At 66.3% G+C, this 18,571-nt stretch carries 22 protein-coding genes and 1 pseudogene; 10 read left to right on the top strand and 13 right to left on the bottom strand.

The genetic code is table 11. From position 1 onward, the window contains the following. The first annotated feature begins 21 nt into the window (after positions 1-21). Positions 22-411, top strand: a complete 390-nt coding sequence (locus tag ACQP1V_RS00435; RefSeq protein WP_433417629.1) for a pyrophosphatase — start codon at positions 22-24, stop codon at positions 409-411. 10 nt (positions 412-421) lie between these two features. On the opposite strand, the gene ACQP1V_RS00430 is transcribed toward ACQP1V_RS00435, so the two are convergent. The 4 genes from ACQP1V_RS00430 to ACQP1V_RS00415 form a co-directional block, all read right to left on the bottom strand. Beyond that, entirely contained in the window at positions 422-1,213 is a 792-nt protein-coding gene (locus ACQP1V_RS00430) for an NUDIX hydrolase (RefSeq protein ID WP_433417626.1), read from the bottom strand. A gap of 64 nt (positions 1,214-1,277) precedes the next feature. After that, entirely contained in the window at positions 1,278-2,006 is a 729-nt protein-coding gene (locus ACQP1V_RS00425) for an NIPSNAP family protein (RefSeq protein ID WP_433417624.1), read from the bottom strand. 79 nt (positions 2,007-2,085) lie between these two features. Further along, the gene (locus ACQP1V_RS00420; RefSeq protein WP_433417621.1) at positions 2,086-2,514 is read right to left on the bottom strand and encodes an Rrf2 family transcriptional regulator; all 429 of its coding nucleotides are present in this window, start codon (positions 2,512-2,514) and stop codon (positions 2,086-2,088) included. A 202-nt stretch (positions 2,515-2,716) separates the two neighbouring features. After that, on the bottom strand, positions 2,717-3,583 hold the full coding sequence (locus ACQP1V_RS00415; protein ID WP_433417618.1) for an aminoglycoside phosphotransferase family protein: 867 nt from the start codon (positions 3,581-3,583) through the stop codon (positions 2,717-2,719). 322 nt (positions 3,584-3,905) lie between these two features. Between ACQP1V_RS00415 and ACQP1V_RS00410 the strand changes: the two genes are divergently transcribed. Continuing rightward, positions 3,906-4,454: a dihydrofolate reductase family protein gene (locus tag ACQP1V_RS00410; RefSeq protein ID WP_067138246.1), complete on the top strand. Its 549-nt coding sequence runs from the start codon at positions 3,906-3,908 to the stop codon at positions 4,452-4,454. A gap of 160 nt (positions 4,455-4,614) precedes the next feature. Here ACQP1V_RS00410 and ACQP1V_RS00405 read toward each other — a convergent pair whose 3' ends face one another. Further along, positions 4,615-5,547, bottom strand: a complete 933-nt coding sequence (locus tag ACQP1V_RS00405; RefSeq protein ID WP_433417615.1) for a 5'-nucleotidase C-terminal domain-containing protein — start codon at positions 5,545-5,547, stop codon at positions 4,615-4,617. Positions 5,548-5,985: 438 nt separating this feature from the next. After that, the gene (locus ACQP1V_RS00400) at positions 5,986-6,759 is read right to left on the bottom strand and encodes a MerR family transcriptional regulator (RefSeq protein WP_433417613.1); all 774 of its coding nucleotides are present in this window, start codon (positions 6,757-6,759) and stop codon (positions 5,986-5,988) included. A gap of 161 nt (positions 6,760-6,920) precedes the next feature. On the opposite strand from ACQP1V_RS00400, the gene ACQP1V_RS00395 reads away from it, so the two are divergent. The 3 genes from ACQP1V_RS00395 to ACQP1V_RS00385 all read left to right on the top strand — a co-directional run bounded on the left by ACQP1V_RS00395 (position 6,921) and on the right by ACQP1V_RS00385 (position 9,679). Continuing rightward, positions 6,921-7,400, top strand: coding sequence for a SigE family RNA polymerase sigma factor (locus ACQP1V_RS00395; protein ID WP_433417610.1), 480 nt, complete (start codon positions 6,921-6,923; stop codon positions 7,398-7,400). Next, a complete protein-coding gene (locus tag ACQP1V_RS00390) occupies positions 7,397-8,602 on the top strand; it encodes a hypothetical protein (protein ID WP_433417607.1) in 1,206 nt (401 codons plus the stop codon). The genes ACQP1V_RS00395 and ACQP1V_RS00390 overlap by 4 nt, the downstream gene beginning before the upstream one ends. 501 nt (positions 8,603-9,103) lie before the next feature. Beyond that, positions 9,104-9,679, top strand: coding sequence for an RNA polymerase sigma factor (locus ACQP1V_RS00385; protein ID WP_067138236.1), 576 nt, complete (start codon positions 9,104-9,106; stop codon positions 9,677-9,679). Positions 9,680-9,702: 23 nt separating this feature from the next. On the opposite strand, the gene ACQP1V_RS00380 is transcribed toward ACQP1V_RS00385, so the two are convergent. Beyond that, complete coding sequence (locus ACQP1V_RS00380; protein WP_433417604.1) at positions 9,703-10,932, bottom strand: IS110 family transposase; 1,230 nt, start codon at positions 10,930-10,932, stop codon at positions 9,703-9,705. Positions 10,933-11,192: 260 nt separating this feature from the next. Between ACQP1V_RS00380 and ACQP1V_RS00375 the strand changes: the two genes are divergently transcribed. The 4 genes from ACQP1V_RS00375 (at position 11,193) to ACQP1V_RS00360 (ending at position 13,792) form a co-directional block, all read left to right on the top strand. Further along, positions 11,193-12,398 (top strand): CU044_5270 family protein, encoded by a 1,206-nt coding sequence (locus tag ACQP1V_RS00375; RefSeq protein ID WP_433417601.1) that lies wholly within the window; start codon positions 11,193-11,195, stop codon positions 12,396-12,398. A gap of 225 nt (positions 12,399-12,623) precedes the next feature. Next, complete coding sequence (locus ACQP1V_RS00370) at positions 12,624-12,944, top strand: prevent-host-death protein (RefSeq protein WP_433417599.1); 321 nt, start codon at positions 12,624-12,626, stop codon at positions 12,942-12,944. Further along, positions 12,941-13,369 (top strand): type II toxin-antitoxin system VapC family toxin, encoded by a 429-nt coding sequence (locus ACQP1V_RS00365; RefSeq protein WP_433417596.1) that lies wholly within the window; start codon positions 12,941-12,943, stop codon positions 13,367-13,369. The genes ACQP1V_RS00370 and ACQP1V_RS00365 overlap by 4 nt, the downstream gene beginning before the upstream one ends. A gap of 234 nt (positions 13,370-13,603) precedes the next feature. Next, positions 13,604-13,792: a hypothetical protein gene (locus ACQP1V_RS00360; protein WP_433417595.1), complete on the top strand. Its 189-nt coding sequence runs from the start codon at positions 13,604-13,606 to the stop codon at positions 13,790-13,792. Positions 13,793-13,849: 57 nt separating this feature from the next. Here ACQP1V_RS00360 and ACQP1V_RS00355 read toward each other — a convergent pair whose 3' ends face one another. Together ACQP1V_RS00355 and ACQP1V_RS00350 are read right to left on the bottom strand one after the other, a co-directional pair. Continuing rightward, on the bottom strand, positions 13,850-14,230 hold the full coding sequence (locus ACQP1V_RS00355; protein ID WP_433417592.1) for a hypothetical protein: 381 nt from the start codon (positions 14,228-14,230) through the stop codon (positions 13,850-13,852). Next, positions 14,227-14,610, bottom strand: a complete 384-nt coding sequence (locus ACQP1V_RS00350; protein WP_433417589.1) for an Imm21 family immunity protein — start codon at positions 14,608-14,610, stop codon at positions 14,227-14,229. Before ACQP1V_RS00350 ends, ACQP1V_RS00355 begins: the two co-directional genes overlap by 4 nt. Positions 14,611-14,762: 152 nt before the next feature. Between ACQP1V_RS00350 and ACQP1V_RS00345 the strand changes: the two are divergent. Continuing rightward, a pseudogene (locus ACQP1V_RS00345) lies at positions 14,763-15,119 on the top strand (hypothetical protein); the annotation flags it as partial. Positions 15,120-15,172: 53 nt separating this feature from the next. Here the strand turns inward: ACQP1V_RS00345 and pip are convergent. The 4 genes from pip to lgt all read right to left on the bottom strand — a co-directional run bounded on the left by pip (position 15,173) and on the right by lgt (position 18,320). Then, positions 15,173-16,129 (bottom strand): prolyl aminopeptidase, encoded by a 957-nt coding sequence (pip, locus tag ACQP1V_RS00340; protein ID WP_433417586.1) that lies wholly within the window; start codon positions 16,127-16,129, stop codon positions 15,173-15,175. Between the two features lie 42 nt (positions 16,130-16,171). After that, positions 16,172-16,435, bottom strand: coding sequence for an AfsR/SARP family transcriptional regulator (locus ACQP1V_RS00335; RefSeq protein ID WP_433417584.1), 264 nt, complete (start codon positions 16,433-16,435; stop codon positions 16,172-16,174). Between the two features lie 33 nt (positions 16,436-16,468). Then, on the bottom strand, positions 16,469-16,864 hold the full coding sequence (locus ACQP1V_RS00330; protein ID WP_433417581.1) for a type II toxin-antitoxin system VapC family toxin: 396 nt from the start codon (positions 16,862-16,864) through the stop codon (positions 16,469-16,471). Positions 16,865-17,423: 559 nt separating this feature from the next. Further along, a complete protein-coding gene (gene lgt / locus ACQP1V_RS00325; RefSeq protein ID WP_433417578.1) occupies positions 17,424-18,320 on the bottom strand; it encodes a prolipoprotein diacylglyceryl transferase in 897 nt (298 codons plus the stop codon). Positions 18,321-18,571: the final 251 nt, after the last annotated feature.

Below are 18,571 nucleotides of genomic sequence, written 5' to 3'. Positions count from 1 at the left end.
CGCGACCGTACACTCCCCGGCATGCACCTGCGGCAGCTCACTGAAGAAGTCGAAGCGGTGTCGAAGCTCTATGCCGCCAAACACGGGATAGAACGCGACGACACGTGGTTTCTCCTGAAACTTCAGGAGGAGATCGGCGAGCTGACCCAGGCGTTCCTCATGCGGTCGGGGCAGGCCAGGAGCAAAGGGCACTCCGCGGACGAACTGGAAACGCAGTTCCGGGCGGAGCTCGCCGACGTCCTGTGTCAGCTCCTGGTGATGGCGCGACATCACGGCGTCGACCTGGAGGCAGAGGTCGAGCGCAAATGGCTCGTCTGGAACCCGGGCCGGTCCTCCGTCCCGTCACGGCCTGAGGCGTCGGCGGGCGGGACGGGGCTCCGGGCCGCGCCGTCGGATGTCGAGGGGACGTGAAACAACCGGGTCATCCGCCGTCATCGAGGGATCGGTCCGGGTCGGGCATCGCGCCGGAACGCTCTTCCGCGTACCGGCGAACGACCCGCTCCAGGTAGTCCACCCGCGCCCCGCCGAGGTCGGCCAACTCGGCGGGGGAGCGCACGAGGGCGATGCGGTCCAGTTCCGGCTCACGCCCCAGTGCCGTTTCCGCGGACACCAGAGCCGCGAACCGCTCGCGCAGCAGCGCCTCCGGCTGACACGGAGCGAGAAACAGGACACCGACGCTCCTCCTCTTCCCGCGCGTGACGCCCCAGAGGGTCAGGTCGTCGGGCGGCGTGTCGACGCCGGTCTCCTCTACCAGTTCCCGGGCGGCATGCCGGCGGAGCGCCGCCACGTCGAGGCGCTCGTGATCGTCCGGCGGTTCGACTGATCCGCCCGGTAGCTGCCAGCGGCCGGGACTGGCCGTCGTCGGCGACATCCGTCCGGCCAGCAGGCGGCCGTCCTCGGTCGGCTGCACAACCGCGGCGAACAGCGACGGAAGCCACGAGGTCGCACCCGGAACCCGACGCAGCGCGTAGTGCCGGTAGGTCGTCCTCACCCAGGAGAGGACCACGCTGTGCGGCCCCTCCCACGTCAGCCCCGCGGACGCCACCACCGGCCCGTCGAAGAAGCTCGGGTTCGCCCGTACCGCCTCCTCCCAGGCGCGGTCCATAGCGAGTCGCTCTTCGCGCGACAGCTGAGGAGCGGCAACTTCGACCAGGCGGAGCCGGTGAACCTCCAGGAGTCCGGCGGCAGAAGAGTGCGGCGATGGCTCGGTCACCGCCTCATGCTGACGCACCGCGGCCTGCCCGACAACGATCACGTCAAGATCGGCCTACCCCGTTTCAACGCAGCAGGGACCTGGCGGAGGGGGCCAGCCGTAACCGCTGCAGCACCATCGGCTCCACGACGGGAGCCACGTGGTCCCGCCAGCGGGCCGAGCTGTTCAGCCGGGTCAGATGCTCGTCGAGGTGAGCCTGGCTGGGAAAACGCGCGAACCATACGAAGACGTTTTCGCCCGTACGTACCGGAAGCGCGGGGAAGGCGTTCTCGGCGTACTCCGTTCGCAGGCACGCCAGCGGCGGCGCCCCGGTCGCGGTCAGCAGCGTGCGGACCTCGCGATCGAAGAAGTCGGTGAATGCCTCGTCGAACGGGCGGTCGCGGCGGTAGATCGTCGCCAGGACGAGCGACGGTGGTGGCGTGGCGCCGCCGATCGGGGGCCGTACGGCGGCCGTGGCGGGGAAGCCGGAGCGCGTCGTCGCCGGACGCAGCAGCAGCACGTTGTCGGAGTCGATCATCGTGGCGTTGGCCGCGGGACCGTGCGCCTTCCACACCGGCCCCCCATAGAAGCCGGCCAGCGCCTCGGCGCGAGACGGCATGTCGCCGAACCCTCGCAGCCAGACGAACCGGTCCGGGTCATCGAGGTCACGAAACTGCCCCAAGACCGCCATACCACCGGCTTCCTGGCTTTCGACGAACTCCCGGTCGAACAGCTCGATCAGGACGTCTCGCCGGCCAGGGTGCAATGTGTACTGCCGTAGCTCGATGATCGGATAGTCGCCGATCGGGGCCATGCCGCCTGCCTCTCTCAGAACAATTCTTGTTACAACTGAGTGCGTGCTGTGGATGCGGCCGGTTCTGACTGTGGATTGCCTACTCCCGGAGAGTCCGCTTCAGCACATCGGCGATCGAGGTACGCCGCAATTCCTGACATAGCGCCTGCTCGACGCCGTCGTAGACATGATCCAATGCTGGACGGATGCCCTTTCCGACCGGGCACTCGAGGTTGGGCTCGGTGTGATGCATCGCGAACAGCGGCTGCCGCTCGACCGCGTTGTAGACGTCGAGCAAGGTGATCTCCTCGGGCGCGCGGGCCAGGGTCCAGCCCGCCCCCGCGCCCCGGCGTACCTCCACGAGGGCCGCCCGGCGGAGGTCGCCCAGGCTGCGCCGGATGATCACGGGGTTGGTGTTCACGCTGGCGGCCACCTGCTCGGAGGTCAACAGGTCCTGCCCACGTCGGCGAGCGAGCGCCATCCACGTCAGCACGTGCGTTGCGATCGTCAGCCGGCTGTTCCCCGCCATTCCACCTCCCATTTGCAACAGATCCTGTTACAACAGGGTGGGGTCGTCAAGGCCTGGACGTTGGCCCGTACGCACCGTGGTCGAGGAAGGCCGCTTCCTGCCAGGGCCGGCGAAGGCGATCGCGCGTGGCCCTATTCGGCGCATTCGCACAGGTGACGACCTACTCCGGAGCAAGGGACATCGGGCGATATTGCACTCCTCATTACTCGATGACAGGGTCCGCAAGGACGTGCGTGAGAATCCGGCTCTGGATGCCTTCGGGGTCGGAGTTGGGCATGGTGATGAGCGCTTTCCACAGCGCCCACCCGCGTGCTCGTCGCCAGGTGTCGTCGGGAAGGCCGACGGCCTCCCGGAAGACCTTCCGCTCGTCGCCGACGAAATAGGTCCATGCCATGACGAGGTCGCAGGCCGGGTCGCCGACGCCGCAGGTCCCAAAATCGATCACCGCGGACAGTTTTCCGTCCGCGGTGATCAGATTTCCGACGGCGAGGTCACCGTGGAACCACGTCGGCGGAAACGGCCAGGCCGAGGTCAGCGCACTTGCCCAGACGGCCCGGCAGGCGGCGACATCGACGAGGTGCCCCAGCTTGTCGAGGGCGTACTCGACGTCGTCGCTGTAGACGCTCGGGTGACAGCCTCGGAAGCAGGAGTGACGACCGCAGGCCGGTCCCTGCTTCGTGGGGATCCCCCGGAGAGCGGTGAGAAATCCGCCGAGGTCGCGCGCCACGCCGATTCGATCGACGTTCGCGACACTCTCGAGAGTGTCACCCGGGATCCAGCGGCGTACCGACCACGGGAACGGGTACCCAGCGGCCGGACGTCCCGTCGCCACCGGTGTCGGCACCGGTAGCGGCAGATGCTCGGCCAGGATGGGCAGGCAACGGTCTTCCTTCCCTATGCCCGCCACGTAGCCTTCCGCGCTGGGCAGGCGTACGGACAGCCGATCCCCGAGCCGGAAGGTCCGGTTGTCCCAGCCTTGGCGGACTACGGGCGCGATCGGGAGGCCGTCCCATTCGGGGAACTGTTCAGAGATCAAGGTGTGTACGAGGTCGGCGGTGATGTCGATCACGACCCAAGTCTCCGCGCTCCCGTGCGAGTTATCCATCATCAATGGCCCGTGAGAGGGCGGACGGCGCGGGGCTCTGAGCGGCCGGGGCACTGGGCGACCTGCGTGCTGGGTACGGCACGACGGGGCGTTCCCGAGCCGCCCCTGGCCGGGGCACACCCGGAGACGGGCGGGAGAGATGCCGTTCCGTTGACCCTTGACGAGTCCGAGCGAGGCCGCCCCCGGGCGGGGGGACACGCCGCACCGACAAAAATTTTTGTCTTGACAGTAGAAGTCGTCGGCTGCCAAGGTAGGTCGCACAACGAGAGACAGAGGAGACCAAGAGATGCGCAAGATCGTCGCGGCTTTCTTCATTTCGCTGGACGGCGTCGTCGAGTCGCCGGACAAGTGGCACTTCCCCTACTTCGACGACGCGATGGGCGCGGCCATCGGCGCACAGATGTCCGAGAGTGACGCGATGATGATGGGGCGGGTCATGTATCAGGACTGGGCCGCCTACTGGCCGGGCAAGACCGAGGCGGACGACGAGTTCGCCCCCTTCATCAACAACATCCAGAAGTACGTCGTCTCCTCGACCCTCGACAAGGTCGAGTGGCAGAACTGCACTCTGATCAGCGGCGACTTCGTCGAGGAGATCACCAAGCTCAAGCAGGAGCCGGGCAAGACCATCAGCATCAGCGGCAGCACCACCCTCGTACACTCGCTGATGCGGCACGGCCTGCTCGACGAGCTCCGACTGCTCGTCCACCCGATCGTGGTCGGCACCGGCCAGCGGCTGTTCGAGGAGGGCGTTCAGATCCCGATGAAGCTCACCTCCTCGACGACCTTCGAGACGGGCGTACTGTCCCTCGTCTACCAGCCCGCAGAGAAGTGACCGGCATGGCCGTCAGCCCCGAGGAACGGAGCCTGGCGGCCCGGCCGGCTTTTCACGCGAGTGGTCATCCGACCGATGACGAATCGCCGGACGGCATGCGTTCCGCCCGGCGATCTGCCCGGAGTCAGGCGCTATGCCCACCCGACCGGCTGGGTGTCACTCATCGAATGGTGACGCGATCCCCCTCCGGCGCCTCAACCGGCGAGTTCTTCACGATGTAGGACGCCAACGCTCCGGTGTCGTCCGGCCCGCCGCGGTAGACGGTGGTGCTTCCCTCCCATTGCGGGAAGCCCTCCCAGCCGCCCATCAGCGTGTAATTGGCCGCGACCTTGATCACCTGAGTGTCGGTCACCGGAGCACCGTTCAACGTGATCTCAGTCACTGCCCCGCCCTCCAGCGTGTAGCGAAGCGAGGCCGACGGGGTCAGCACCCAGCCCGAGGGATTCGGATACGCCAGCAGCTTCTTGAGCTGCGCGCCGGTCATCGCGTTCACGTCCACGGCGAGCCCGGCCGGCCGGGTGTTCCACAGTTCCTCGTAGGTGACCGGCCCCGCGTTCAGGTCCGTCCGGAACCCGTATCTGCTGACGAGGGCGACCTCCGCACCGGAGAGGGCCTGGACCGAGTCCAGGTAGGCGTCGGCGACCAGTTCGACCAGCGGGCCACCGCTGGCGGTCAGCCCGATGTTCTCGGCGGTCGCACCGAACGTTTCCTCCGCCCCCGGCGAACCGCACTTGAAGTAGTAGAGAGTGTTGGATGTCAGACCGTTCGGCTGTCTGATCTCGATCTGCACCGAGGTCTTGGCCGTAGTCTCCCAGTCCCATTCCCAGTCGAGCGTCTCCAGCACGGTGGTGAACACGGCTCTGTGGTGGGCCGGCACGTTGACGGTCTTCCACTCCTCGGTGCCGACGAGGCGATATTGGATGACCTGCGGGCCGGCGGGAAGGCCCTCGAAGGAGCCGTGGATTTTGAAGGTCAACGGGCACTTCGACGCGGTAATCCGCTCGAAGTGGATGGTGAGCTCCTGGACGAGGTTCTGAGTCGGATCATCACCCTGCTCAGGCGGCGTGTCGGCGTTCGCGGTGGACGCGGACACGGTGTTCCACGATTTCGGGGCGGCATACGCCGCCGGCACAAAGGTGCCGGACGCCAGGGCGATAACGACCACCGGCCCCCCGATTCGGCGTCCAGTTCTCCCTAATAGGCCCACAGCATTCCTCTCCTGCGGTCTGCGACAAGGAATAACGGATTAGCCCGTTCCCTTGGAGAAACAGAGGCTAGCCGGACCGACCGACAATTCGGCGTCCACAACACAGGCATCCGACGCCACGCTGCCCGTCCCGGACATCGTGACCACAGCGCCTCAAGCCCGGCTCGCCGACTACCGGGCGGCCCGCGACGCCGCGGGGAGAGCCGACATGGCCGAAGAGCGCGGGAGCCACAGGTTTGGCATCGGAGAGCTAATGGCACGAACGCGTGCCGGATTGATTGGCGGCGCAATAGGGAGCCAGATTGAGCACTGGATCTGTAGCGTTTACACGTCCATCATGCGCTCAGTATTGGCGATGATCGCATCATGGACGTAACGCGACAGGCCCGGAGCCACGTCGTCGAAATTGAGCCCGATCCGCTCATTAGCGAGGTAGGACTCGGCGGCCGATCGATGAGTGCTGTAGTCGCAGTCGTGAAAACGCCGGTGGAGGTGGAGCCGATGCTCTTCGGCCAAATCCATGACACTCGAGTCGGTGGCTGGGATTCCCGCGTTCATGGAGTCGAGAAAGCGTAAATGAATGCGGGACTGTTCTGCGCGGATCTCCAGCCAGTCTTCGGCCGAGTAGGCCGAGGCGCGGAGCTTCCGCTGCTGCCACAGCTCGGACCCGCCCCACCTCTCCTCGGCACGCGCGGCGTTCTCCTCCAAGACGGAGCTTCCGAAGACTTCCAGCCGCTCATGAGGGGTGAGTGTGATGCCGAGCGTGCGCGCGTTCAGCTCTTTGTCGATCAGGGCGACCATGGCCTGGTGTCGTGCTATCCGTTCGGTGAGAAGGCGCCGTTGCTGGTGGAGCCGGTCGACGTCAGTGGATGCCTGGTCGGCCAGGAGCGCCCGGATCGCTTCCAGGTCGAAATCCAGCTCCCGGTAGAACAGGATGCGTTGTAGCTTGCGCACGTCGTCGCCGGTGTAGAGCCGGTAGCCGGTGGAACTGCGCCCTTCCGGCTCCAGCAGGCCGATCTCGTCGTAGTGGTGCAGCGTTCGTACCGACACTCCGGCCATCTTGGCGACGACGCCGACTGTGTACTCCTCTGCGCTCATGCCACCACGGTGCCGCCTGACGCCACGTAGGGGTCAAGCCGTCCGGCGGTGCGTCGAAATCCCCGTCGCCACTTTCTCCAGCACCGCCGGCGTCCTTTTCTCGCGACGTGTCAACGACCAGCTCATTCGAGGGTCCTGAAGGTGTGATAGATACATCGGCGATGACGAGCGAGGTCTCGGCATTCGCGGAGCTGTTCGCCGGCCAGTACCAGTCGTTGGTACGACTTGCCGGACTGCTCGGCGCGGATGATCCGGAGGACATCGCCCAGGAGGCGTTCGCCCGCCTGCACTCGCGGCGACTACGCGACGACGGGGCCGCGCTCGGCTACTTGCGAGTCACCGTCTGCAACCTGACCCGTAAACGGCTGCGTCACCTACGTATAGCGCGGCTGTATCGCACAGGACCACCCAGTCCGATGCCCAGCAGCGAGCACGTCGCGCTCGTTGCGGAGAAGCATCGCGAGCTGCTTGCCGCCCTCGACCGCCTGCCGCGCCGTCAGCGTGAGGTGCTCGTCCTGCGCTATTGGCTGGATCTGTCCGAACGTGAGATCGCCGAGGCGATGGGTGTATCGCCGGGCTCGGTGAAAACGCATGCCAGCCGCGGCATCGCCGCCCTCAGCAAGGCACTGGAGACGTCATGAACGAGCTTGAAGACCGTCTGCGTTCGGCACTTGAGGCCCGCGCCCACACCTACGAAGCCAGCCCACAGGCGTGGATCAAAGTACGCAAGCGCACCCTGCGCTCGCAGCGCCGCCGGTTCTGGCTGCTCGCGCTCGTCCCAACGGCCGCGGCCGCCGCTGCCCTGCCGTTCTTCCTGGCCGCAGGAGGCGGACAGAACGGCATCGGCACCGGTGTCGTCACCGCCCACCCCACCACAGAAAGTGACGGCGACTTCTCCACGGATGTCATGCGGGACAAGACACCGCTCGGTGACCGGCTGATCCTCGACAATCCTTCGGAACACAGACCGATGCTCCTGTGGTTCGCCAGGACGACGGACGCGCGAGGTGTCGCCGGTGCGGTGTTCTGCGAGGCCACACAGTCGAGAAGCGGAGCAGAAAGCGCGTCGTGCGGCGACGTTCTCATCGAGAGCCGACCCCGGGAGGAACGGGCCTGGGCGGAGGGGTCGACAGAGTCATGGCCGCCGCCGAAGACGGTGCTGCATTACGGGGCCGCCCGTGACGGCGTGGCCGGGGTCTCGGCCGTCGCCGAGGACGGCTCCACAGTCGCGGGCACTCTCCAACGCCCCGAGGGCGCGCCCCTGTCAATCTGGACAGTAGCGATGCCCTCGAAGACGCGCATAACGGCATTCGAGTTCACCGACACCAGAGGGCGGGTCATCGAGCGGGTGGAAGAGGAGGCCGACCACGTCGGGCCTGAAGCCAACGGCAGACCCCTCGGCTCGGCCATGCACATGCCAGGAGGCCTCATCGCGAACGTCTACGAGACTCCCGACAAGACGCTGATCTGGACGCTGGACGGCCAGGAAGTCGGCATGGACCTGGTCCGGCCGAAGGACCTGATGACCGACATGGGCGGCCACGAATATCCGGTTGATTTCCGAGACCATGACGGCCGCTGGTTCGGCCTCACCACTCCCCAGACAGTCCGGGTCGCACTGGTTTTCAAAGACGGCCGGCGGGTGACCGTCAACGCACAAGCCGACCGCTGGAAAATCGGCGTCCGGCTGTTCTCCGGCACCTACCAGCGGTCCGGTGACATCTACCTCGAAGGATTCCAGCTCATCGGCTACGACAAGGCAGGAACCGCGATCTGGCACGAAAACCATCCGGCTCAAAAGCCGCTGTGGCCGACGCCTCTGCCCATGTCCAGTCCGAGGTAGCGGGCCGGGGCAGGCCGCTGAGCCGGTGGCCCCCTCCTGGCGAATGTCCCGCCACTTGAACGGCGCCAGGTTGATCCTCGCGCGATAGAGCGCTCCGAAATCGGCAGGCGAGAGATCCCGGCAAGTGCTGTGCAGCCGCCGGTTGCCGTACCGGTCCGCCCATTCCATGGTGGCGATCTCCGCATCATTCACGCCCTTCCCATCCGTCTTGTACTGGCCGATGGCGCTCTCGGCCAGAGCCTTGTCGTACCTGTCTCCGCGTGCGCCGACGGAGCAGACCCCGGCCAATCTCAGCGATCCGCTGAGCGTCCGTACTGGAGGTGCCGGGCTGCCGCCGTCGTCGATCTGCCTGGCGGACCCAGCCGCGCAACGCCTTTCGATGCACCCCGAGCCGGCCGGCGACGGCCGCGAACCTGACGTGAACCATTCCCGGAGTCAGCGGTAAGTACAGGCGACCGTGATCACGCGTCGAAAGGCATCGAATGAAGGAGCAAGCGATCCATGCTCGGACTACCCGCGACAGATGAGCAGCTCGCCGACACGGCGCTGATACAGCTGTCCTGGGAGGAACCGGAGTTCTTCGCCGGCGTCTTCGATCGGCACGCGCCGCTGCTGCATCGGTACGCCGCCCGGCGGCTCGGTCCCGATGCCGCCGAGGATGTGGTGTCGGAGACCTTCCTGGCCGCCTTCCAGCACCGCCACCGCTACGACGTCGAGCAGGGCGATGTCCGGCCGTGGCTCTACGGCATCGCCTCCAACGTGATCGGCAAACGGCGGCGGGCCGAGACCACCCGCTATCGGGCGTACGTACGGAGCGGGGTGCATCCGGCGGAGGTGGCCGGCGGCCTCGTCGAGGACGGCGTGACGACGCTCGCGGTGAACCTCCCGCTCGTCTCCGCGCTCGCGGCGCTCAAGGCGAGAGATCGTGACGTGCTGCTGCTCGTGGCCTGGGTCGAACTGACCTACGAGGAGGTCGCGCAGGCCCTGAACATCCCCCTCGGCACCGTACGTTCGCGGCTCAACCGCGCCCGCAAGAAGGTCCGTCAGGCACTGGACCGGAACCATGCGACTCACTGAAAGACATCCCAGGAGCTTGAATGTCAAGCCGTAGCACTCTGGACGTGATGCGACCAAGCGGTTGCTTCGTCGTAGAGCGTGCCGGTTTTCAGGCAGCCGTGCAAGATGCCGACGAGCCGGTTGGCGAGCTGGCGCAGGGCGGTGTTGTAACCGACTCCACGGGCGCGTTGCTTGTCGTAGTAAGCGCGGGCACCGGGCGAGGCACGCAGCGCCACCGAGGCCTGGGCCATCAGGGCATCGATGAGCCGGTCGTTGTGTACGAACCGGGCCAGGACACTCTTCTCCTTGCCCGAGGCCCGGGTGATAGGACTGGTGCCCGCGTAGTTCTTTCGGGCTTTGGCGCTGGCATAGCGGTCACGGTCGTCGCCGAACTCTGCGAGCACCCGGGCGCCGAGGATCGGTCCCAGCCCGGGCTGGGAGACGATGATCTCAGCGGCCGGGTGCCGGCCAAACCACTCCTCCACCTGCCCCTGCAGGGTCTTGACCTGCTGGCCGATGACGACCAGGACCGCGACCAATGCTCGTACCGACATCGCATAGGCCGTGGCGACCACCTCGGGCTGGCCCAGATGCTCGGTACGCAGCGCCGCCTGGATCTCGCCGGCTCGTGCGGCAAGGTCGCCGCGGCGGCGGGCGCGCTTGAGGGCCGCACTGATCTGGCCGACTGTCAGTTTCGCGGCCGAGGCAGGGTCAGGGGCCTTGGCCAGCAGATCGAGGGCCTCTGCGGCGTCCAGATCCTCAAATGCGGTCAGGGCAGCGGGGAAGTACTCGCGCAGCGCATGCCGCAGCCGCTGCCCGGCTCGGGTCCGTTCCCAGATCAGCGTCTTGTGGGTGCGGGCGACGACCTTGATCGCCTCCGCTTGCGCGCTGTCGCCGGCGATCGGGCGCAGCTGGTGGGAGTCGGTGCGGACCATGTCGGCCAGCATGTGCGCGTCGGCCGCGTCGCTCTTGGCGCCCGAGGTGCCCAGCCGCTCGCGGTAGCGGGCGGCCTGCAACGGGTTGACCGCGAACACCGTGTAACCGGCCGCGACCAGCGCCAGCACCCACGGACCCCGATCGGTCTCGATCCCGACCAGTACCTCCACATCCTCATCCGCGGCCTCACCGATCTGCTCGGCGATCATCGCGTGCAGCCGGGCCATCCCCGCCACGCCCTCGGGCAGGCGGGCCTTGGCCAACCGGCGGCCCGAGGCATCCATCACCTCCACATCGTGATGCGCCTCGGCCCAGTCATCCCCAACGAACAGTCGCAACAGCTCTCCCCACCCAGAACACGATCACAAGCAGCAGCCGGCGGGAGAACCATCAGCGACCTAATCAAGCAGTGCTCACACCGACACCGTCAGTGGGCAACGACATCCCAGCAGCGATCAACTCTCCCGGCCAACCAGCGGGGGCACTGTCTTTCAGCAGGACTCCAAGTCCAGGGACCAGAAGTGCTCACCCGCCGGATGGCTACCAACCACCGAGTCTGCCGCAAGGCGACTCGCTAACACTGATTAGGGACAAGACGATGAATGACCTGACCGAGATCAAGCGGCTCTGGAAGGACGTGCCCCCCGGCTCACAGGAGCATCTCGCGGGCGCGCGCACCGCGCTGCTGGAAGCGGCCCGCACACCGGCTCAGGGGAAGCCGACGGTGCGGGTGCCCCGGCTTCGGAGGTACGGCCTGCGCATCGGGATAGCCGGCGGCCTGGCCGCGGCAATGGCCGCCGGAGTGACCGTCGTCCAGGTCGGCCTTGGCAACTCGCAGGGATCGGACGGCATCGCGGGCCTCCTCGCCGCCCCGCCCGCGAACGCCCAGCAGCTGCTGAAGGTCGCCGCGCACGCGGCCGCGGCCGAGCCGGACCTGCGTCCTGTGCCTGGTCAGTACATCCACACCGAGATGCGGGTCATGAACTATTGGTCCTTCGGCTCCGCCGGCGCGCACATCAGCCGCACCGAGGAGCGGTGGGTTCCCGCCGACGGGGCGAAGCAGTGGCTCATGCGGGAGCAGACGGCCAAGGCCGAGCCGGTGCCCGGCGTGCCGATGCCGTCGCAGCGGCCCATTCCGGGAGTGACCATGGGGACAGAGGACTCCCTGTACGAGTCGTCCTGTGCCGCCGGCTCCAAGACCGCCGTCACCGAGGCCCAGATGAGCGGCTGGCCGACCGATGTGGCATTCCTGCGCAAGCAGGTTCAGGCGGAGGCCGCCAAGTACACGGCCGTGCCGGAGAAGCTCCGCGAGTGGGAGGCGGTCGGCACCCTGCTCCGCTCGACCGTGTTCCGCCCCGGTCTCACCGCAGCGCTTTACCAGATCACCGCTGAGATCCCCGGGATCACCCTTGTACCGGACGCGGTCGACGCCGCCGGCCGCCCGGGTATCGCCGTCGCGTTGGAGAACGACGGCGTCCGGTCGGAGCTCATCTTCGACAAGCAGACCTACCACTATCTAGGCGAGCGAGAAGTGGCGACCCAGGACAAGACCACCACAGTGCCCGCCCCGCCGCCGATCTCCGATAAGGACCTTGACGATTTGAAGCGGCAAATGGCGGCAAAGGGCACGGATCCCGCGGAGGTGACCAAGGCCCTGGAGTCCCTGCGGAAGAAGAAGCAGACGGCGACGATCTTCAGGCCGCAGGGTGCGGTGATCAGCTCCTCCGCCGTGGTCAAGGTCGACCTGACGGATGCCCTGCCGCCGCTCTCGACGAAGGTCTCGCGCATGAAGATCCCCTGCTGAGAGACCCGCTGCCACATCGAGGGTGATCTGGCTGGCGGGGGCATGTCAAAGGCTTCGTATCCTCCGGGTACGGGGCCTTTGGCGTACGTCCGGCCAAAGCTGGCCTCCGGTGACGTTGGCGGACCGAGCATCACCGCACATGGCGGTTTCTCTCGCGCCCCAACGACGGGCATCGAATTGTGCTACACCGTGGCACCAAATGGCACTTCCTCTCACACTTGTCGTGTGAGCATCTCTGACCCTGAACGCTCCAATCAGATCTCGCAGCGCGATCTCCGCAACCGGTCCGCAGAGATCATGGACGGACTGGAACGCGGGGAGCGGTACGCCGTGACCCGAAACGGTTACCACATCGGCGACCTTGTCCCCATTCGCCGTCGGCGCCGCGCCGTCTCACGGGCGGAGTTCGCCGCCATGTCTCGTGGCATGCCGCGTCTCGACGACCGAAAGTACCGCGAGGACATGGACCGTCACGTCAATGACGATCTTTATGACCCGTACGATCGCGCGTACGACAGAGGCGAGTTCACAGGGGACGGGCGATGACCCTTACTCAAGGCCTACTCGACACCGACATCCTCATTCTGCGTGCCGAAATCGACCCAGATGAGCTGCCTGATGAGATGATGATCAGCGCCATCACCACGGCAGAGTTGTCGGTCGGCGTACTCACGGCGTCCGGACCGCAGGAACTCGCTCAGCGAATGAAGATCCTGCAGGCTGCCGAGGCAGAGTTCGATCCCCTTCCCTTCGACGAAACCGCCGCCCGCGAGTACGGCCAACTCTGGACCGCCGTCATCGCCTCAGGCCGCAACCCGCGCCCGCGCCCGCGCACAGCCGATTTGATGATCGCTTGCGTGGCCATCGCCAACCGACTGCCGCTCTACACCTGCAATCCAAAGGACTTCAAAGGGCTGGATCATCTGCTTACAGTGGCTCCGGTCACTCGACCACGGTGGGACGACGTGTGAGGACGCCGACGCCGAGACCACTTCCCGCTTCCAGGGACCAAGTCATAGCCCAAGCTGGGGGAACCATCCCTCACCTGGGCTAACGCATGCATGGAGCCCAGAAGATTCGAGCTCTTGGCATCCTGATTGCAAAGACAGATACCGATCTTGGTCGACCTGCGTCGTTGCTATCCGTGCCGGCCGAGAGCGGTTCATAGTGGTTCCCGTTTCAACAGCAGAAGAGCTCTAGCCTGCATGGGCATCCATGCTCTCCTCGTCACCACCTCGGCCGCCGACCACATCACGGCGGAAGGTGTCGAGTTCGCGCGAAGCCTGGCACAGGAGGCGGCCTCGTTCGCCCAGTCGGTGGAGCGCATGTTCCACGGCCTGCCGGACGGTCGAGAGGTGGCGGCCCGTAATGTGTGGTGGCGCCTGTCGATTTAAGGGGTCCCTTTGCGCGGCCCGGTTGATGTACTTCGTTGCTGTGCAGCGGTCACGTCCTCAAGCCTCGGCGTTCTGGACAGCCATCAGAGCTTCAAAGAGATGCCATCCGTCGACTTCCATGGTGCCGGGCCCCCTGGGCAACTGTCCGCGCGCTGTTGCAATCTGCAGGAGGCTGCGAACCGTCTTAGGCTCGTAGAGGTTCAACCAGTCCCGTTCGGGGAGCGCTACCACGGTGCCGGCCTCGAAATAGGTATTGGAAATGACCCTGTCCGGGCCGGGCCGAAAGACGATCGACAGACAGGAACGTGAGCCCTCCCGCCAGAGCGACAGAGTTAGACGGCAGTTGTCATACCGATTCCTGTCGAGCTTCTGGCGCACCGACCAAAGCCATGTAGTGTCGCCGTCGACGAGGCGGCGTAGCCTGCGATCGTCCTTCACACCTTCGTCCTAGAGTGTCGCTTGCCGGCGTTTTCCGAAGCCATGTGCCCCAAAAATGCCCCCGATCGACCACACAACCCAACACCATTCCACCGGAGGGTCTCCAGTCGGAGCGGAGTGCGCCAGGGTCTGTCGGCTGGAGTTACACCACTCAACGGGACGTGACCGGTCGTCATGGCCGGTTCATCACCGAGAACCAAGGCCTGCTGCGCCCCCACGGTGACGAGGCCGATGTAGCCCTCAGCGGCACACGCGCGACCGTAGTCACCCCAGGTCTCTACGGGCCCGTCGTTGTGGTCTACGCCCGCCCAATGGTCCAGCTCAGACTTGGGGACGACGATTAGCGGTCCTCCTGCGGTCTCGACCCAGGTGTGAAGCACTGACGGCCTCCTTTCACCGGTGTATGCCCGGAGAAGGCAGTGGTCCTGGCATTGCTATTCGGCGATGGTGACGCGCTGCCTCTCCGCCCAGAGGATCGCCGGAGGCGACCATACGTCGTAGTTCTGATCCGTCCTCACGGCTGACCTGCGGTCAGCGGATCACGGCCGCGCTCGCCACGCTCACCACCCAGGGGCGGGCGGTCGGCGTCGGAGTCATGACCGCGTTGCAGGACCCGCGCAATCGGCGACGGTGCACGCGATCGCGGCGCACTGGCTGACGACATCTCACCGGTTCCCGAACTCGGGGCCGGGTCGGATACGTCCGGCTCGAAACCTCACCCGACCCGGTGCGGGTGCGGGCCGCGTACGTCTCCGACGAGGACATCCGCACCATGGTCGCCGAGTACACGCAGCCTGTGGACACCGCGCCGGTCGCGGACCACGGGGCGGCCCTGGACTCCACGTCCATCACGACCCGCGTGCCGGTCATAGGGGAGGTGGCCCCATGATCCTGGCTCACCTGCTCGACTCCGCGGGCGTCCCACGGACGTCCCACGGGCGTTCAGGGCCGGAACCGGTCGGTGGCGTCGATCAAGCGGTGCCGGATCCCCGGTTCGGAGCCGCCGTGGCCCGCGTCCTCGACGATCTGGAACTCGGCCTCAGGCCAGGCCTGGTGCAGGTCCCACGCTTGATCGGGCGGGGTCTTCATGTCGTAGCGGCCGTTGACGATCACAGCGGGTATGCGTCGGATGCGGTCGATGCCCGCCAGGAGACCCTCCTCTGGGAGGAAACCACCGTTGCTGATGTAGTGGTGGGTGATGCGGGCGAAGGTGAGGATGTCGGCATCGCCGACCGCCGGCGGATCGACGGGGAGCAGGGTGTTGGCCGAGAACTCCCAGCCCATCCAGGCGCGGGCCGCAGGGATGTGGACCGCGGGGTCCGGGTCACCGATGCGGCGGCCGTAGGCGGTCATCAGGTCGTGTCTCTCGGCGGCGGGAACCGCGTCGCGGAACGCGGCCCACTCCGCCGGGAAGAGGCGGGCGGCGCCGGTGGGGGTGAAGCTCCAGGTCTCATCGGACGGGCGGACGAGGTAGATGCCGCGCAACACCAGTTCGGTGACGCGGCCGGGGTGGGCCTGGGCGTACGAGAGGGCGAGCGTGCTGCCCCAGCTTCCGCCGAAGACCAGCCAGCGATCGATGGAGAGGTGCTCGCGGAGCCGTTCGATGTCGGCGACGAGGTGCGGGGTGGTGTTGCGCTCCAGCGAGACCCGCGGGTCTCCGGCGCTCGGCCGACTGGCGCCGCAGTTCCGCTGGTCGAAGAGCACGATCCGGTACGCCTCCGGATCGAAGAATCGGCGGAAGCCGGGCAGGAGGCCCCCACCGGGGCCGCCGTGCAGGAACACCGCGGGTTTGCCGGCGGGGTTCCCGCAGACCTCCCAGTAGATCTCGTTGCCGTCGCCGGTATCGAGCAGACCGGACTCATGCGGCTCAATCGGCGGATAGAACTCCTTTAGCCTCATACGATCAAGTAGACCACCTTGTCATCACCGGGGTTCACCACATCAGGACGTTCGGCGAGCCTGCCGTTGACGAAGGCCGGTTTCCGAGGCGGAGGGCCGGGATGCCCCGGCGCCACGGTCACGGCCAAGAGCCCGGCGCAGCTGGGAGACCTTGGCCTGAAGGGCGTTGGCGGGGTTTCCCGGCAGTTCCTCACCCCACAGGTCGTCGACGAGCCGGTCGGTGGAGACCTGCCGCCCCTCGTGAACCAGCAGATCGGCAAGCAACGCCCTGACCTTCAGCGCCGGATTTCGCCATGAGTCGGCCACCTGGCGCTACACCCCGACCGTGCCGGTGCCCGATTAAGACAGGGCCTCGATGGGTGCTGTGGTCACCAGTTCCTGAACGGCCTGAGCGAGCTCCGCGTCGAGCGTGATGAACGCGTCGGCTTGGAGCAGGGTCAGGGCAACGTACTCGGCGGCGAACGTGTCCGGCCACCCGAGTTGGTCGGCGATCTTCCACGCGGTGCTCTGAAGGACGCGGTCGCCGAGCAGTCGAATCCGTAGCCCTCGCACGTAGTTGAGCCGGCGATCAGCGTCCTTCTTGGTTATCTCACCGCAGCCAACTGCTTGGTAGAGAAGCGACAGCATCTGTGAGCGAAGAAGCGTGGGAGCCAGGATCTGGTGTTCGTCGGGGATCACGGTCTCGTTATGGGCCAATCGAAGGGCCACGTCCGGCCCGATCACATACTTGGTCAACGTGACCATCTCCTCTGTGACACGGAGACGGCAAGGAACCTAGTACGGCAGGCGCCGCCCGGCTCGCCCAGGGTGCCGCCCCGAACAGTGATGGACATCGTAGAGCCCAGCACACGCGCAGGTCACGACAAGATCGCCACGGGCCACTCCACCACAAGAGCCGCGATCATCTACAAGCACGCTACCGACAAGCGGGGGCACCAGGTGGCGAAGCAGATCGACCGCCTCGCGCGAGGACAACTCAAGGGCGGATCGGGCACGCAGCGGGAACGGAAGCCGAAGAAGGCCGAACAAAGATCAAAGCCCAGGCCGGGAAACCGTCCCCTACTGGGCTAACGCATAAGTGGAGCCTGGGAGATTCGAACTCCTGACATCCCGCTTGCAAAGACGTATGCCGATCTTGCCTGGCCTGCATAGAGATCGCCAGCCTCGCCAGACGCGCAGGAGCAAGCTTTGAGCAGACCCGTAATTCCACTCCGGCTGCCGAACCTTCTGACGCCATAGGCCCAAAAACGATCTTCGTGATGGTTCACACCCGTTCGCCGCGCTGTTGGTCGCGTCAGGTGCTCTCGATCGGATCGGAGGCCGGCCCGCCGTTCTCCTTGTGTGAGGCCTCGTGTTGTGAGGCTGGCACCACGATCTGTTCGGTGTCCTTGTTACGAGTCACCCAGAGGTAGACCAGCGCGCCGATGAACAGCACGATCGAGGTCCACTGGTTGATCCGCAACCCAAGGAACGTCACCGCGTGGTCCACCCCGCCCACCAGGTCGATCCGCAGCCCCTCGATCCAGAACCGCCCGAACGTGTAGCCGGCAACGTAGAGGGCGAACAGGCGTCCGTAGCACAGCGTGAACCGCCTGCCGGCCAGGATCAGTCCGAAACCGAGCACCACATCCCACAGCGACTCGTACAGGAACGTCGGGTGGTAGAGCACGCCTGGCTCGCCACCGTGCGCCTGATCGATCTCCAGGCCCCACGGCAACGTGGTTGGACTACCGTAGAGCTCCTGGTTGAACCAGTTGCCCCAACGGGCGATCGCCTGCCCGAACGCGATACCGGGCGCGACCGTGTCGGCCACGGCGCCCAGGGAGAGCCCCCGGCGACGGCAGGCCAGCCACACGCCCACGCCTCCCAGGGCGACCGCGCCCCAGATACCGAGCCCCCCTTCCCAAACGAACAGCGCCTGGTAGGGCTCCTTGATCGCGCGCGGGCCGAAGTAGGTCTGCCAGTCGGTGATGACGTGGTAGAGGCGAGCCCCGATCAGGCCGAAGATCACTGCAGGTACCGCGATGTCGCTGATCGTGCCCTTCTCGCCACCGCGGGTGCGCCAGCGGCGCTCGCTCAGCCAGATGCCGAAGCCAATCGCGATGATCATGCACAATGCGTAGGCCCGGATCGGGATGAATCCGAGATACCAGACCCCTTCGGAAGGGCTGGGAATCGAGGCGAGAGGCATGTCGGTGAGGCTAGCCAACGCGAGGCTACTTGGCCGCTTTCGTGACCTGATCGCGAGACTTCTGCGACGTGACGCGGCGAAGACGAACCGGTGCGGCATTCGACGGACGCGAATGGAGACGGCATCCGTGGTCTACAGACGACTTCAGCGGCACCGCCTTTTGATGTGCGGCCGCCTACCATCGAGCACCAGCGACGACACGGTGGGCAGCCCACTCCGGTGCGCTAATGGCCCGTTAATGGCACGAACGC

It is taken from the genome of Microtetraspora malaysiensis (assembly GCF_050947145.1).
Taxonomy (GTDB): Bacteria; Actinomycetota; Actinomycetes; order Streptosporangiales; family Streptosporangiaceae; genus Microtetraspora_A; species Microtetraspora_A malaysiensis.
The sequence above is the reverse complement of the archived record's forward strand: the minus strand, read 5'-3'. Positions and strand labels throughout refer to the sequence as shown.

What these genes read in the sequence shown, in the direction of transcription:
- ACQP1V_RS00435 (WP_433417629.1), top strand. Translation starts at nt 22, where the DNA reads ATGCACCTGCGGCAGCTCACTGAAGAAGTCGAAGCGGTGTCGAAGCTC.
- ACQP1V_RS00425 (WP_433417624.1), bottom strand. Translation starts at nt 2,006, where the DNA reads ATGGCCCCGATCGGCGACTATCCGATCATCGAGCTACGGCAGTACACA.
- ACQP1V_RS00420 (WP_433417621.1), bottom strand. Translation starts at nt 2,514, where the DNA reads ATGGCGGGGAACAGCCGGCTGACGATCGCAACGCACGTGCTGACGTGG.
- ACQP1V_RS00410 (WP_067138246.1), top strand. Translation starts at nt 3,906, where the DNA reads ATGCGCAAGATCGTCGCGGCTTTCTTCATTTCGCTGGACGGCGTCGTC.
- ACQP1V_RS00400 (WP_433417613.1), bottom strand. Translation starts at nt 6,759, where the DNA reads ATGAGCGCAGAGGAGTACACAGTCGGCGTCGTCGCCAAGATGGCCGGA.
- ACQP1V_RS00395 (WP_433417610.1), top strand. Translation starts at nt 6,921, where the DNA reads ATGACGAGCGAGGTCTCGGCATTCGCGGAGCTGTTCGCCGGCCAGTAC.
- ACQP1V_RS00390 (WP_433417607.1), top strand. Translation starts at nt 7,397, where the DNA reads ATGAACGAGCTTGAAGACCGTCTGCGTTCGGCACTTGAGGCCCGCGCC.
- ACQP1V_RS00385 (WP_067138236.1), top strand. Translation starts at nt 9,104, where the DNA reads ATGCTCGGACTACCCGCGACAGATGAGCAGCTCGCCGACACGGCGCTG.
- ACQP1V_RS00375 (WP_433417601.1), top strand. Translation starts at nt 11,193, where the DNA reads ATGAATGACCTGACCGAGATCAAGCGGCTCTGGAAGGACGTGCCCCCC.
- ACQP1V_RS00365 (WP_433417596.1), top strand. Translation starts at nt 12,941, where the DNA reads ATGACCCTTACTCAAGGCCTACTCGACACCGACATCCTCATTCTGCGT.
- ACQP1V_RS00360 (WP_433417595.1), top strand. Translation starts at nt 13,604, where the DNA reads ATGGGCATCCATGCTCTCCTCGTCACCACCTCGGCCGCCGACCACATC.
- pip (WP_433417586.1), bottom strand. Translation starts at nt 16,129, where the DNA reads ATGAGGCTAAAGGAGTTCTATCCGCCGATTGAGCCGCATGAGTCCGGT.
- lgt (WP_433417578.1), bottom strand. Translation starts at nt 18,320, where the DNA reads ATGCCTCTCGCCTCGATTCCCAGCCCTTCCGAAGGGGTCTGGTATCTC.